The organism is Acinetobacter sp. BZX-2 (genome assembly GCF_055179795.1).
Genome location: NZ_CM143686.1, coordinates 1,560,509 through 1,575,673, shown reverse-complemented (window position 1 = coordinate 1,575,673; position 15,165 = coordinate 1,560,509). Strand labels below are relative to the sequence as shown.

Genomic DNA, 15,165 nt, shown 5'->3' with positions numbered 1-15,165 from the left:
GCATGGTTGAGTTACCCTTTCAACAGCCTCAAACTTTGAATCAACGCCAAAACAGAGCTTTGGCGTTAGCGGCTGTGTTCCAAGCAACACAGCTGACGCATATGACTGCAATGTCAGGACATCAGAGTATTGGCGAAAGTGGTAATTTTTACTTCGAACAATTGATTAAAGCCAGCTTGAATATTCGCCCTGCCGATAATTGTTCCAATCAAACCCTAGATTTCTTTAATCAATTGGCTGATATTTCTCTCGGACTGAAAGCCTTAGAAAGCAGCATCACCCAACCATTTAATACTTCACCCAAATCACGAATTCCTAAACTTTCCAGCGCAAAATTACCCATGACCTATGCCATGTCGCTTTTAGCATTAGAAAAGAAAGTGTATGGCAATCCGAAATTCGTAGAAATTATTGAAAAATCACAACAAAAAATATTAAAACAGCTTTCCTTTTTTGATCATGACTACATGCACCCAAGTATCATTGCCAATTTAGCACAAACTTATGTCGATACTGCAGGTCAAATCAATCCCCGAATTCTCGTGCGTGGTAATGCAGAAGCGTTTAAAGATGCATCGCATACCAATCGTATTCGTGCCAGTTTATTTACTGGTTTGCAAATGGCTCACCTTTGGCGACAACTGGGTGGTAGCTCATGGAATATGATGTTTAGTAAACGCAAACTTCTTCAAGATATTCAAGATCTTGCCCGACTACAATATCAGGTTGTTTAATTTGATGAGTAAAGGGCTTCCGTTTTGTATTTACGTTTAATTCCAAAATCTAAGGAATCTTTATGAACGCTTTAACTGCACTTTCTCCATTAGATGGACGCTATGCAAGCAAATGTGATGCTCTGCGCCCTTTCCTCTCTGAGTTTGGTTTAATCCATGCTCGTGTGACTGTTGAAGTGCGCTGGTTACAAGCGCTTGCGAACCGTCCAGAAATTACAGAAGTTCCTGCTTTCTCGGCGGCAACAAATGCTGCTTTAGATGCAATCGTTACAGATTTTTCTGAGGAAGATGCAAATCGCATTAAAGAGATTGAACGTACGACTAACCACGATGTTAAAGCGGTTGAATATTTCTTAAAAGAAAAAATTGCACACATCGATGAATTAAAAAATGCAGGCGAATTCATTCACTTTGCATGTACTTCTGAAGACATTAACAACCTTTCTCATGCGTTAATGCTGAAAAGCGGTCGTGACGTTTTAGTTGCTTCTATGCAACAGATTGTTGATTCTATTGTTGCTTTGGCAGAAACACATGCTGAACAACCGATGTTGTCACGTACACATGGTCAAACAGCTAGCCCAACCACTTTGGGTAAAGAAATGGCGAATGTTGCTTACCGTTTGGCACGCCAAATCAAACAATTCAATCAAGTAGAGCTATTGGGTAAAATTAATGGTGCTGTAGGTAACTATAATGCACATTACTCTGCTTACCCTGAAATCAACTGGCCTGCTCACTCGCAAGCTTTTGTTGAATCTTTAGGTTTAACATTCAACCCATACACCACTCAAATCGAACCACACGATTATATCGCTGAATTGTTCGATGCTTTACGTCGCTTCAACACAATTTTAATCGACTTTAACCGTGACGTTTGGGGCTATATCTCTTTAGGTTTCTTCAAACAACGTTTAAAAGAAGGTGAAGTGGGTTCTTCAACGATGCCACATAAAGTGAACCCGATTGACTTTGAAAACTCAGAAGGTAACTTAGGTATTGCCAATGCGGTATTAGCTCACTTGGGTGAAAAACTGCCTATTTCTCGTTGGCAGCGTGACTTAACTGACTCAACTGTATTACGTAATATGGGTGTAGGCTTGGCACAAAGCTTAATCGCCTTTGAAGCTTGCTTAAAAGGGATTGGTAAACTTGAGCTTAATGCTGCACGTATTCTTGAAGATTTGGATCAAGCTCAAGAAGTCTTGGCTGAACCTATTCAAACCGTGATGCGTCGTTATAATGTTGAAAAACCATACGAAAAATTAAAAGCATTGACGCGTGGTCAAGCGATGACACGTGACATGATGGTTGATTTTGTGAACGGAAATGAGCTTGAAGCAGTTCCTGCCGCTGATCGTGCACGTTTAGCTGAAATGACACCTGCAACCTATACAGGTAATGCTGCTGATCAAGCAAAACAGATCAAAGATTTGATTGCTAAAATCTAAGACTCTCGTTTTGTTTCAACATTGGAAATGCGAAGCTTTTGCTTCGCATTTTTTTTGTATTTTGATTACAATCATTTGGAATTTCACAATGAAAATAACCAAATGATTTATTATTCACTCACTTCAAAACATTGGTTTGTACTCTTAGTTTTAGCAATAGCCATTATTATCGCCAGTATCCACCCCTTAGAATATCCCTCTTATTTATTGCATCAAGTCGGCACTGTACTCATGCTGATTGGCTTATTTATATGTATTAAAAAAATAGGGCTTAGTTTTTCAGCATTTTTCTTGTACATATTATTTCTAATCATCCATGTGATTGCTGCACATTATCTCTACTCTTATGTGCCCTATAATGACTGGATGATCAAATACTTACACTTCGACCTAAACCATGCAATGGGTTGGACACGCAATATGTTCGACCGCTTCGTACATTTCTTTTATGGGCTATTTTTATACCCAATTTTCTATCGTCTTTTTCAAGTTTGGTTACCGAGTTTAAAACCTAAAGTACTCTTCTTATTAATTATTCAATTCGTCATGGCGAGTAGCTTGGTTTATGAATGGATTGAATGGTGGATTGCTATAGGTTTATCTCCAGAAGAAGCGGAGAATTACAATGGACAACAAGGCGATATGTGGGATGCTCATAAGGATATGTTCCTCGCTACAATTGGTGCAATTTTCACAGGATTACTCATGCTTAAACAAACAAAAAATCAAACATAGTTGTCAAATTTATATTTTTATGTAAAATATATCACACTATCTTTTATATTAAATATGAATACAATGAATAAGAACTCAATTTTTTTAATGATTTTGATGGCTGGTTTAACTGGATGTGTCAGCCATCAATCTTTCAATGCCATTGTAAACACTGAACAATTACCTGTTTTAACTAAAGTGTGTATTCAAGAGAATCTTGCTGTAGATCCATCGAAAGAATACCTCAACATCATCGTAAATAGATTTACAGCGAACAAAATAAATACTCAGGTTTATGCTCAACAAAAGCCAAGTGACTGCAAATACACACTGACTTATGATATTAAAAAGAATAAGGATGCAGATAGCATTATTTCCAAAGCATATTTACATTTATTTGATAATGGGCTGCAACTTCATACAGCTAAATACACCATGAATAACATGTTTGTATTCAATAAAAACAAAACGGCTCAAGAAAAATTAGAACCGTTGGTTGATGAATTTGCGGTGCAATAATACGTTTGAATTTATGTGACGTAGATTCTTCAAAAACGACCCTTATTTTTAATATGGATCGTTTTTACATTGAGAAGAATCTAGGCTTTATTTGACTAAATTTTAAATTATGATTTGTTTTGAATCCGTTGTTTATTTTCCAAAATATCTGGCAGACTACGTTCAATCCAACCGATGAGATAATTGAGTTTCTCTGCAGCTTGAGCACCTAAAACAGTCAACTGATACTCAACTTTCGGAGGAACTTCTGGATATACCGTACGTAAAATAAAGCCATCTTTTTCCAAAGTCTTCAGCGTTTGAGCAAGCATTTTCTCACTCACGCCTTCTATACGATTTCGTAACTCACTAAAACGCTGTACGCCCTCGCTTAAACAGCGAAGAACCAACACCGACCACTTACTAGTTAAATGCTCTAGAATTTGACGTGAGGGACATTCACTGGATAAAACTTGACCAACTAAATCACTACGACCATAAATACTCATAAAATTCTCTCTATCTCGTAACTAACTTACTTTTAGGTACGTACTTACATTTGGTAAGTTTAATAATTATGATATTAGCATCAAGTTTAAAAAACATCCAACTAAAATCGTAAATGAAGGTAAATATCATGAAAATTGCAATTACAGGTGCTACTGGTCAACTGGGTGAATTGGTTATTCAAAATTTATTAACACAAACGAAGGCTGAGAATATTATCGCTTTGGTCAGAGATTTTGACAAAGCGCAGACACTTAAACAACAAGGTGTTGAATTAAGATTATTTGATTATGATCAACCAGAAACACTTATTCCTGCCTTACAAGGGGTTGAAAAATTATTACTTATTTCTGCAAATGAAATCGGTCGCCGCACACCACAACACCAAGCTGTTATAAATGCAGCCGTTTCAGCAAAAGTACCTTATATCGCCTATACCAGTTTGTTAAATGCCGATACAAACCCATTAAGCTTAGCCCAAGAACATCGGGAAACTGAAGCTTTGATTCTACAAAGCACTATGAAATACACCTTTTTGCGCAATAACTGGTATAGCGAAAACTACCTTGCAAATGTACAGCATGTTGCTGAAACAGGAGTACGCTATGGTAGTGCTCAGGATGGTAAAATCAGCGCTGCATCAAGACTCGATTATGCTGAAGCCGCAGCTCAAGTCCTCAGCACAGAAGGACATGAAAATAAAACCTATGAATTGGCAGGATCTACAAGCTTTACACTAGCTGATCTCGCATCTTATATTGCCAATGCATCAGGTAAAGCTGTTGATTATCAAAATCTCAGCGCAGAAGACTACAGCGAAGCTTTGACATCAGCAGGATTACCTCAAGCGCTTGTAGAAGTTATTGTTGATGCCGATGTTCAAAGTGTAACTGGCGCAATGTTTAGCAATAGCAAAGATTTGGAAAATCTGATTGGTCGAAAAACAACACCGATCCAAGATCAGGTGCAAGCACTATTCAAATAATCAGCTCAATCTATAAAATTAACCGTGTACATAGTCATACATTTTAAATTCAATAACTTCCCCATCAAGGATGAATGTTTTTGATGGGTAAATCGATATTCATCTTTAAATCTGCAATCGATTGTCTTTCAGTGTTGATCATCGTCGCATTAAACGTTGAAATTTTACGCATTGTAATGGGATCATTAACCTTCAATACAGGTCTAAACTGATGATTTACATCAACTTCCACTGCTTCATCAAATTGAAAATAAACAGAACCATCGAATAAAATTTTGATTGGTATTTGGTAGCTGCGTTTCAAATGAAAAGGTACAGATAGCTGAATTGGAATATCCATTTTCAATGGAAATTTAGGAAGCAGTTTGTTTTGATAAACTAAGTCAGTATTGGTTTCGAGTGGCATAACCGTTTTTATATCAATATTGGTTGTGTAATCAATATCAACAACAATAGGTGTCGTAACTACAAAACTAAGATCTGCCAAATACTTTCCTATTAAAGGTAAATTTAATTTTCTTTGAACATTCAAATCAGCATCCAAAGCGCCCTGAGCATGTGCTTGCAAGTAATTTCCAACTTGAATTTTTGTCGGTAATTGTTGCGACAGTCGAATTTGTGCATTTTTTGCAGAAATTTGCATGGAAGCCTGAACATTCAAATACCCCCAAACCAATACTGCGATGAGCAACACAACAATGACAAAACTAATCAATACTCGTCTAACTGAACTAAAAGCCCACATCATTCACCTCACTCGCTTTGCAATTGAGTGGATGACTGCTTAGAAGCAATATCATGTTGAGAAAGCTTTAAGCTGTTTAATGGGATCTTCAATTGCCCTTTTTCAATTTTGACTGGCAAAGTATTTTGAACATCGACTGTTGCCTGTAATGCAGATTGAATAGGAACATTTAAATGCCCTTCAATCGGAATATTGGTTTTAAGGGTTGCAGTCAATGGAACTCTTAAATTTTCTTTAAGCACGGCTTTCACAGGTGCATCAAATTTTAAATGCACTTTTTGATTTAAAGGCACTTTTAAATCAATCGGCACATCCATATGAATGGGAATCGTTCCTTTCAAAGGCAAGCTAATATCTTTGCCCAATACATTCACTTTTACAGTGGTATCAATTGGCATGTTTTGATTTACTTTCAAAACTTCTTTGACTGGAATCGTGGTTTGAATCGGCACTTGATTATCGAAATAAACACGCGGTGTTAAAGTCTGGGAAATCGGTAATTCCAAATTTTCATGAATAGGAATTGTTGCATTGACCTGCCCTGTGACATCAACATCTAAAGCATCATGGATCACCACCTTAGCCTGTAAGGGTTCTTGTAAATCAATATTCACAGCCTGATTTTCAAGCGGAATATAAATACTAAAATGCTTAAACACCCAAATTGCAATCAACACGCCACACAATGTCGCAATGAGAATAAAAGTAAGGCCTGCTATTATTTGTTTTACCTGCAAAATTCATCCCTTGAATCTTAGTTTTATCTATTTTCTATTCTAAATATTATTGTGAACTAATATGCATTTTTATGTATGCGAGTTGAAGCTATTTGTTCTTATTTTAAGCATTTATGCATCTTTGCGACTCAGCCTGACTTTTACAATTTTCATCCCTCCCACTTTTTAAGAATAATCATTGAGCCAATAACAATGCACGATTGCCGTGTTGCCCTTATATTCCACACTCACATCACTATGCTGATGATTCTGTTTAAACTTTAAGGACTTAAACACTTTCTTTGCAGAAGCTGTCGTTAAATTAAAATATAAATATTGATTATATTGCTGTGCAGCACGCCCAAAACCAACCTCAAATTTGGAAATAGGAATACCTGCATAATAGGTATTTTTAAGCTGATAACGTGTTAAATCATAGGCTTGCTGTTCAATATATTTTGAATCAACAATATATGAAGTTAATGGTGCGATGACTTCTGTATTTTCATCATGAAAATCATAACTTTGTCGCACTGCACAATTGTGCTCAAAGCGATCTTTCAGCAGAGGACGTAGTTCAAGTGGCTTGGCATTAACTGACGTTGAAAGGAATATGTAAGAGAGACTCAATAGGATTTTATTTTTCATTAAATGCCGCACTTGAATTTTTATGCTGTTTCAAAGTTTAAGACAAATCCAAAAATTTAGGCAATAAAAAACCCGACATACAGTCGGGTTTTATTTACGTTAACAAATTATGCATTTGTTTCCGCAGGAATTTTAGGATAGCTTACGCCACCCATTTGTTCTGCAATACGTAATACTTGGCAGCTATAACCAACTTCGTTATCGTACCAAACATATGCAGTTAAACGGTTGCCAGAAGTGATTGTTGCTTGCGCATCAAATACACCCGCTGTACGAGAACCGATAAAGTCAGAAGATACAACCTCAGTTGAGTTTGTATAACCAATTTGACCTTGAAGATTTGAGTTAATCGAAATTTGACGTATGTATTCGTTCACTTCTTCACGATCAACTTCTTTATCTAAAGTTAGGTTTAAAATCGCAAGAGAAACGTTTGGCGTTGGAACACGTACAGAGTTACCTGTTAATTTACCTTGAAGTGCAGGAAGTGCTTTAGCAACTGCTTTAGCAGCACCAGTTTCAGTAATAACCATGTTCAATGTTGCAGCACGACCACGACGGTCTGCTTTATGGTAGTTGTCAATTAGGTTCTGGTCGTTTGTGAACGAGTGAACTGTTTCAACGTGACCATTCAACACCGTGTATTTGTCATGTAATACTTTAAGCGTTGGTGTAATCGCATTGGTTGTACAACTTGCAGCAGAGATAATCGCATCTTCATCAAGAATGTCAGCTTGGTTTACACCAAATACCACATTCTTCATGTCGCCTTTACCTGGTGCAGTCAAGATCACACGTGCAGCGCCTGGGCACTTAAGGTGTTGAGCAAGACCGTCAGCATCACGCCATTTACCCGTATTATCAATCACTAATGCATTGCTAATACCATAATCAGTATAATCAACTTCAGATGGATTAGACGCATAGATCACTTTGATGAACTGACCATTTGCAATGATCGCTTCGTTTTCTTCATCAACAGAAATCGTACCAGAGAATGGACCATGGATTGAGTCACGGCGTAATAAAGACGCACGCTTTTCCAAATCGCCATCAGATGATTTACGCACGACGATTGCTTTAAGGTTTAAACCACGACCAAGACCAGACTGACCAATCATTAAACGTGCAAGAATACGACCGATACGACCAAAACCGTAAAGTACGACGTCACGACCTTCTACTGAAGTGTCACGACCTTCTGCAGCTTTAACAGCTTCGGCAACAAATGCATCAACATCGCCACCTTGCTCTTTAAAAGCAACAGCTAATTTGCCTAGATCAATTTCAGCAGTGCCAATATTTTCAATTTTAGCCAATGCTTCAAGAATTGGGAACGTGTTTACAACTGAAAGCTCAACGTCCAACATACGTGTACGACGGTGTGCTTTTAAAATTTGAATCACTGAACGGTTTACTAAAGAACGACCGTAAACAGAAGTCACAATATTTTTTTCACGGTATAATTGACCGATTAATGCAATCATACGTTCCGCGATTTCTTCACGGTTTTTCCAGCGACCTTGATGCTCTGCGTGTAGGGCGATGATAGTGTCTTTGCTCACAGATACGTCCTCTATTTTATGTATATCTAGACATGATTTTAAAAACCCCATTATTGTAAAGGAATTCTCATTTAGTTGAAATCAAATCATCTATCATTTTTATAAAATTTTGTAATACTTACTATTTAAATTCGGATTACAACTTGATTTTAAAGTGTAAAACACTGAATAAAACTCATTTATACCCGAATCATGTACTTTTAGAACAATAAAATGATCACAAATTCTAGATTTAGGCTGATTAGAAACAATACCCTATCTTTCCATCACATGTTCCGCCATGGCATCAAAACACGATGCCTAAAAATTAGTAAATCCTAATCCTTAAGCTTCTTAATGTCATATACCTATAAATTACATATTCGGTGAATAATGTAAGTCGTAACTAATTGCTGTACTAAACTCTTCAATATTAAAATCAATTAGATTTTCTGGCATTTTTATCAATAAAGGTAAGCGGATCAAACCATTATCACCACTAGGGAATGCATAATGACGCTCCAACTCACTCATCGAGGTTAAACTTTCAAACTCTATAAATACATTATATTTGAGTAAGCTTTTTGGAACGGCCAAGACATCCATATAGGTTTGCTTTTTAATCAGCAAAGCTGCTTGATTGGTCTGTAGAATTTCTTTCTCAACACGCTCACCTCTCAAAATTCTTTTGATAAAAGAACCTTGCCATGCTGTTTTTTCTTTTTTTAACTGATCAACATAATGTGTTAAATCACGATAATCCGTCATTTGATCAAGTAGAATCGCTTGAATTTTTTTGATCGGTTGTTGCGAACGATCATGCATCACCTGCCACTCATGTTTACTCATTGGAATAAAAATTTCATCTTTCCTTTTTTCCAAAAGTTTTAAATAAGCCAACAAACGATATTCAAAAAGTTGAACAGCATGATTAAAAAATAAAGCAGGTTGTTCTTTAAAATCTCGATAATGTGAAAGAATCTCGGAGAAGATACGATGCACACTCATAAATAAGTATTCAAACTCTTCTATATGAGATAAATCATTTTTAACGGCGTTGCGTAAAGGCATTAAAATATTAGCAGTGATCAATTGTTCAATCTTCTTTAAATGATTTTGAGCAACCGAATCACTATTACTTGCAGACATGCCTAAAGGTTCCATTAAAAATGGCAACAGTGTTTTATCAGTAAAATGTTCAAAATCTTGTACAATATCAATTACATCCTTCTGTACTTGACTTTGAATCGTCACCATCTTTTGCATCAATTGATGAATGTCATCTTTATAACCATCATTTGATATTTGATCAATTTCCAACACCAAACCTGTTATAAAGATTTGATTTTTATACTCAATGTTCTCTTCAAATAAAAACCGTCGAATTGAATATGGGTTCTGTTCAAAATTCTGAATCGGTGCGATTAAATAAATAAATTCAGATGTTTTAACAATGTCAAACTTTCTAACCTTTTGTTCAGTTAAAACATAATATTTAAAAAAAGGATGATTTCTAAGCTCTGCCGACTTAGGCAATAAAGGCTTAAACCAATAACCCAATAATTGTTGTTTAATAAAAACTTCAACAATAAAACAACGTATTTGTTCACACGTTAGATTACGAACGCCTTGAGGAGGTTGGATTTTTATTTTACGAATCAGTTTTGCGACATCTTGTAAAAAAACTCTACGGATCAGCATTTTTTCACGTTGTAGACTTAAATTGTCATCCACTGGAATCAAATCGATTTGATGCAAAGCATTTTCTAGATAATCTGCAATTTGCACACTATCGGTAATATTTTTCAGCCAGTTTATCGAATTACTCAATTTACTTGCGATCGAACGCATACGCTCACTGCTAAAACTATGTTTTAAAATACTGAGCGAATTGGTAATCGTGTACTCAAATGTATTGGTGACACGATTCCATTGAATATCTTTTGGCTTTAAAATTTGACGATCTATTTCTTCTCTTACTTCAATATTTTCACTATCAAATACATGCAATAGAATACCTTCCCAGTTTAAATCTGTACTTGGTTCTAATTGCGACAACATTGCTCTTGTTTGATATGGAATCACTGTAGAGTTCATCATATGACCAACTTTTTACTTCTAAAAAGTAAATATAAGAAACTTTAATAATGAGACATATTTAACATATTTTTTAATTTTTGTTAAATGTTTATATGTGAGCTAGTAAAAATTTATTACTCCAATAAACATTTTAAGTGACTGACAATTTGTCTAAAATTTTTCAATTTAAGCGATTTTTAATCCATTTTTACTTAAAATACAGCATTGATTTACTTTAGACATTCAGAAGTACAACTTCACAAAAACCATGGCACCTTTGAAAAAATTTTGTCGTTAATGCGCCTTACACTACGAACAAAATAGGCATTATATATATTTCAAAACGTTTTCTAAGATTCTGACTAAAATAATCTCATCATTCATTATTAAATTAAACTTGGAAATCTTGATGCTATGCGTATGCATACTCTAAAGCATTACCCCCATGTATCATGTTAATTTGTACAACAATCAACCATTTATAAAATATCAATAAACCTTAATATTTATCGAATTTTTCAATATTTAGCGCCAAGTTTTTCTTACGCTGTTTTTGTCGGTAAAGATGTACAACACCTTCAATCACCAATACCCCAACAGCACACCAAATTGGTATATAAGTCAGCCACTCATCTTTGGAAATCGATTCCCCTAAAGCAAATGACGCTAAGGCCAGTAAAACTGGTTCTAAATAACTCAATAAGCCAAATAAGATCATAGGTAAATGTCGACTAGCCAAAATGTAACTACCAAGTCCAATCGCACTTAAAATACCCAGCCCTGCTACAACTAAGATTAAACTTGGGGAATCAATAAATTGACCATAGCTGTTCAACCCAGTTTGAGTAAAATAAATCGCAAGCGGAATACAAATTAAAATATCCCACCAAAAACCACCAAGATTATCTGTGTTAATTTTTTTACGAATAAGAAAATACAGCGAATAACCAATTGCAACACTGATTGTTTCCCATGCAATACTTCCTAGCCGCCACAACTCATGTCCCACACCTAAAGTCGCAAAGGCTACGGCGACCATCTGGAACTTTGACAACTTTTCTTTATATAAAACACTGCCAACTAGAACCAAGACGAGAGGCAATAAAAAATAGCCAAGTGAAACTTGCAATCCTCGACCATTCATTGGCCCCCAAAGAAATAGCCACAATTGGAAACAGGTTAATGTCGATGTAACCATCAAAAAAAGTAATAAAATAGGCTTTTCAATGATTCTTTTATAAATGGTTTTTACATGAATAAAATCGCCGCTAAATAACATAAACAGCGTTAAAAAAGGCAAGGTTGAAATAATCCGCCAACCAAAGGTTTGCTGACTATCTAAATCGCCTAACAATTTAGTATAAAAATACAAAACACCAAAAGTGACAGATGCCAAGACAGATAATGCTACACCTTTAAACATCTGATACCTCAATGCGAATACTATGTTCAATAGATCTCTTGCGAAAATCAAAAGTGATCGAAGATTTAATCGAGAGCACCTTCTCCCTTTGGGATGAAGGAACGTCCATTATAAATACATAACCATCACAACTCGACTTAGCAAGAAACCCAATATTTCAGATAAAATAGTATAAACATTCTTAATTAAATATCACTTGAAAGATCAATTAATTTTATTGTTCTGCAAGGTGGCTTATATATCCAAAGACTCTAAAAATACAAATCAAGAGTTAAATAGAACTATTTCTCTGTTTATTCATCAGTTTGTTTGGTACGAATAAGATCTTTTAAACTAAATCCTACAATTTGAGCATAACGTAAAAATTCAGTGACTTTGGCTTCATCAGGGTGTGGATCTCGTGACAACAACCAGAGATATTTTCGCTTCGGTTCACCGACCAATACCATTTGATAGCTTGGGTCTATTTTCAAAACCCAATAATCACCACGCCCAACAGGCATCCAGCGAATGGCTTCAGGAAGAAAACTTACTTTTAATTTTGAATTAAAGGGTTCATTGCTAATAAATCCTTCACCCAAAGACCGCAACTCATGACCATCCATATCGATACAACGATTATCAACTGCAACATTCCCATATTCATTTACGGTATATCGAGCAGTAACATCCTTCGCACATTGCTTTTGGAAATACATTGGTTTACGTGCAATCTCATACCATAGCCCCAAATACTGACTTAACTCCAATTTTGGAACAGCTGCCAAAGTTGAATTTTCAGCATGAGTTTGACTATAAAAATTAGGCAAAGCGATAACACTAGATAAAATTATTAGCTTTTTAAAATCATTCACTTTGGGTAATTTTTTTAGAAATTGCACTGTATACCCTCACCATCTACAAATATTATAATTATTAAAATAATCATAAATTTAAACTTAAACTGTAGCTTTATGTATCTCAAATAACAGCTAAAGCTACAGCATAATAGTGCATTGTATTGAATAAATTACTGCAACATTCTCGCTTTTAAACGAACAATTTCATCACGTAAACGTGCCGCCTGTTCAAATTGAAGCTCTTTCGATGCTTTTAACATCTCTTTTTCCAGTTTCGACAAATGTTTACTCAATAACTTTGGATCAGAGAGTAAATGTTGTTCGTCTGCTGTTAAGGCTTTATTTTGTTCGAGAATTTTTGCATCAATTTCATCATCTTCGATCACTTCACCTGAATCAATTTCCTTAATCACTTGGCGTACAGCACTCCGAGGAATAATGCCATGTTCTTCATTAAATTGAATTTGTTTATTTCGACGACGCTCAGTTTCATCAATCGCCTTCTGCATCGAATCTGTCATACGGTCTGCATAAAGAATGGCTTTACCATTTAAATGTCTAGCCGCACGTCCAATGGTTTGAATCAATGAACGTTCAGAACGTAAAAAGCCTTCTTTATCCGCATCGAGAATGGCAACCAAAGAAACTTCTGGCATGTCCAAACCTTCACGCAATAAGTTAATTCCCACTAAGACATCATGTACACCCGTGCGCAACTCATGAATAATTTTCACCCGTTCTACCGTATCAATATCCGAGTGTAAATAAGCCACTTTCACACCATATTCTTTTAAATAAGATGTTAAATCTTCAGCCATGCGTTTGGTTAGTGTCGTCACTAAAACACGCTCATCCAATTCTTTACGGATATTTATTTCTGACAATACATCATCCACTTGGGTCAGTACTGGACGTATTTCAATTTCAGGGTCAACCAATCCTGTTGGACGAACCACTTGCTCTGCAACCTGTTCAGACTTTTCCAACTCATATTTTGCAGGTGTTGCACTGACATAAATTGTCGCAGGAACAATTCGCTCCCATTCCTCGAACTTCATTGGACGATTGTCCAAAGCACTCGGTAGACGGAAACCATAATTCACTAAATTTTCTTTACGTGAACGGTCACCTTTATACATCGCACCAATTTGCGGAACAGTCACATGTGATTCATCGATAATCAATAATGCATCATCTGGAATATAATCAAATAAAGTCGGTGGTGCTTCTCCGGCAGGACGACCCGATAAATGTCGTGAATAGTTTTCAATACCGTTGGTATATCCCAACTGTTGCATCATTTCCAAATCGTAACGTGTACGCTGTTCTATACGTTGCGCTTCAAGTAATTTTTCATGTTCTTTAAAAAAGATTAAACGTTCAGCCAACTCTTCTCGTATGGTACCAATTGCTCTTTGCAAATTATCTTTTGGTGTTACGTAATGACTTTTCGGATAAATCGTTACACGTGGTGCTTTACGTACCAATTTGCCCGTTAATGGGTCAAACCAGCGAATCGAATCCACTTCATCATCAAACAGTTCAATACGAATGGCATGTTGGTCTGATTCCGCAGGGAAAATATCAATAATTTCACCACGAATGCGATAAGTACCACGTAAAAACTCAAGCTCATTACGTGTATATTGCATTTCAACTAAACGGCGGATGATGTCATCTCGGCTAATGCGATCCCCTTGTACAATATGCAACAGCATGCTCATATAAGCATTCGGATCACCCAAACCATAAATTGCGGATACGGAAGCAACAATAATAGCATCACGTCTTTCTAATAATGCCCGAGTCGCAGAAAGTCGCATTTGATCGATATGATCATTGATGGCTGAATCTTTTTCAATAAAAGTGTCAGAAGATGGCACATAAGCTTCGGGTTGGTAGTAGTCGTAATAACTCACGAAGTATTCAACAGCATTGTTAGGGAAAAATGCCTTAAACTCACCATAAAGTTGTGCAGCTAAGGTTTTGTTATGTGCCATAACAATAGTAGGCCGTTGTGTCTGTGCGATCACATTGGCCATGGTATAGGTTTTACCTGATCCAGTTACCCCGAGTAAAAGTTGATCGCGAAAACCTTTATTTACGCCTTCGACTAATTTTGCAATGGCTTGCGGCTGATCGCCTGCTGGCTCATAATTTGTGACAAGTTCAAAAGGTTGATGATCACTCACGGGCTTTTCTCTTTTTACCAATACAATTCAATCATTTATTAGGCAAATGAATGACACTATTAAATGAACCTTAGTGAATAAGAAACAATT

At 36.1% G+C, this 15,165-nt stretch carries 14 protein-coding genes; 5 read left to right on the top strand and 9 right to left on the bottom strand.

The window, feature by feature from the left end; translation table 11 throughout:
* Window positions 1-2 precede the first annotated feature (2 nt).
* The 4 genes from hflD to ACY45D_RS07315 all read left to right on the top strand — a co-directional run bounded on the left by hflD (window position 3) and on the right by ACY45D_RS07315 (window position 3,418).
* Window positions 3-734, top strand: coding sequence for a high frequency lysogenization protein HflD (hflD, locus tag ACY45D_RS07330; protein WP_089604856.1), 732 nt, complete (start codon window positions 3-5; stop codon window positions 732-734).
* Window positions 735-796: 62 nt separating this feature from the next.
* Window positions 797-2,185: an adenylosuccinate lyase gene (purB, locus tag ACY45D_RS07325; protein WP_463109090.1), complete on the top strand. Its 1,389-nt coding sequence runs from the start codon at window positions 797-799 to the stop codon at window positions 2,183-2,185.
* Between the two features lie 102 nt (window positions 2,186-2,287).
* Window positions 2,288-2,920: a DUF2238 domain-containing protein gene (locus ACY45D_RS07320; RefSeq protein ID WP_463109089.1), complete on the top strand. Its 633-nt coding sequence runs from the start codon at window positions 2,288-2,290 to the stop codon at window positions 2,918-2,920.
* 63 nt (window positions 2,921-2,983) lie between these two features.
* The gene (locus tag ACY45D_RS07315) at window positions 2,984-3,418 is read left to right on the top strand and encodes a hypothetical protein (RefSeq protein WP_463109088.1); all 435 of its coding nucleotides are present in this window, start codon (window positions 2,984-2,986) and stop codon (window positions 3,416-3,418) included.
* A gap of 107 nt (window positions 3,419-3,525) precedes the next feature.
* Here ACY45D_RS07315 and ACY45D_RS07310 read toward each other — a convergent pair whose 3' ends face one another.
* The gene (locus ACY45D_RS07310; RefSeq protein ID WP_463109087.1) at window positions 3,526-3,906 is read right to left on the bottom strand and encodes a winged helix-turn-helix transcriptional regulator; all 381 of its coding nucleotides are present in this window, start codon (window positions 3,904-3,906) and stop codon (window positions 3,526-3,528) included.
* Between the two features lie 128 nt (window positions 3,907-4,034).
* Between ACY45D_RS07310 and ACY45D_RS07305 the strand changes: the two genes are divergently transcribed.
* The gene (locus ACY45D_RS07305) at window positions 4,035-4,889 is read left to right on the top strand and encodes an SDR family oxidoreductase (RefSeq protein ID WP_463109086.1); all 855 of its coding nucleotides are present in this window, start codon (window positions 4,035-4,037) and stop codon (window positions 4,887-4,889) included.
* Window positions 4,890-4,953: 64 nt separating this feature from the next.
* Here the strand turns inward: ACY45D_RS07305 and ACY45D_RS07300 are convergent, their stop codons facing one another.
* The 8 genes from ACY45D_RS07300 to uvrB all read right to left on the bottom strand — a co-directional run bounded on the left by ACY45D_RS07300 (window position 4,954) and on the right by uvrB (window position 15,075).
* Entirely contained in the window at window positions 4,954-5,634 is a 681-nt protein-coding gene (locus ACY45D_RS07300) for a hypothetical protein (protein WP_463109451.1), read from the bottom strand.
* An 8-nt stretch (window positions 5,635-5,642) separates the two neighbouring features.
* Window positions 5,643-6,371: an MFS transporter gene (locus tag ACY45D_RS07295; protein ID WP_463109085.1), complete on the bottom strand. Its 729-nt coding sequence runs from the start codon at window positions 6,369-6,371 to the stop codon at window positions 5,643-5,645.
* Between the two features lie 165 nt (window positions 6,372-6,536).
* The gene (locus tag ACY45D_RS07290; protein ID WP_463109084.1) at window positions 6,537-6,998 is read right to left on the bottom strand and encodes a hypothetical protein; all 462 of its coding nucleotides are present in this window, start codon (window positions 6,996-6,998) and stop codon (window positions 6,537-6,539) included.
* Window positions 6,999-7,105: 107 nt separating this feature from the next.
* Window positions 7,106-8,563, bottom strand: coding sequence for a glyceraldehyde-3-phosphate dehydrogenase (locus ACY45D_RS07285; protein ID WP_463109083.1), 1,458 nt, complete (start codon window positions 8,561-8,563; stop codon window positions 7,106-7,108).
* A gap of 354 nt (window positions 8,564-8,917) precedes the next feature.
* A complete protein-coding gene (locus ACY45D_RS07280) occupies window positions 8,918-10,642 on the bottom strand; it encodes a hypothetical protein (protein WP_463109082.1) in 1,725 nt (574 codons plus the stop codon).
* A gap of 478 nt (window positions 10,643-11,120) precedes the next feature.
* Window positions 11,121-12,044, bottom strand: coding sequence for an EamA family transporter RarD (gene rarD, locus ACY45D_RS07275; RefSeq protein ID WP_463109081.1), 924 nt, complete (start codon window positions 12,042-12,044; stop codon window positions 11,121-11,123).
* A 293-nt stretch (window positions 12,045-12,337) separates the two neighbouring features.
* Window positions 12,338-12,925: a lipocalin family protein gene (locus tag ACY45D_RS07270; RefSeq protein WP_463109080.1), complete on the bottom strand. Its 588-nt coding sequence runs from the start codon at window positions 12,923-12,925 to the stop codon at window positions 12,338-12,340.
* Between the two features lie 128 nt (window positions 12,926-13,053).
* Window positions 13,054-15,075 (bottom strand): excinuclease ABC subunit UvrB, encoded by a 2,022-nt coding sequence (gene uvrB, locus ACY45D_RS07265; RefSeq protein WP_463109079.1) that lies wholly within the window; start codon window positions 15,073-15,075, stop codon window positions 13,054-13,056.
* Window positions 15,076-15,165 lie beyond the last annotated feature (90 nt).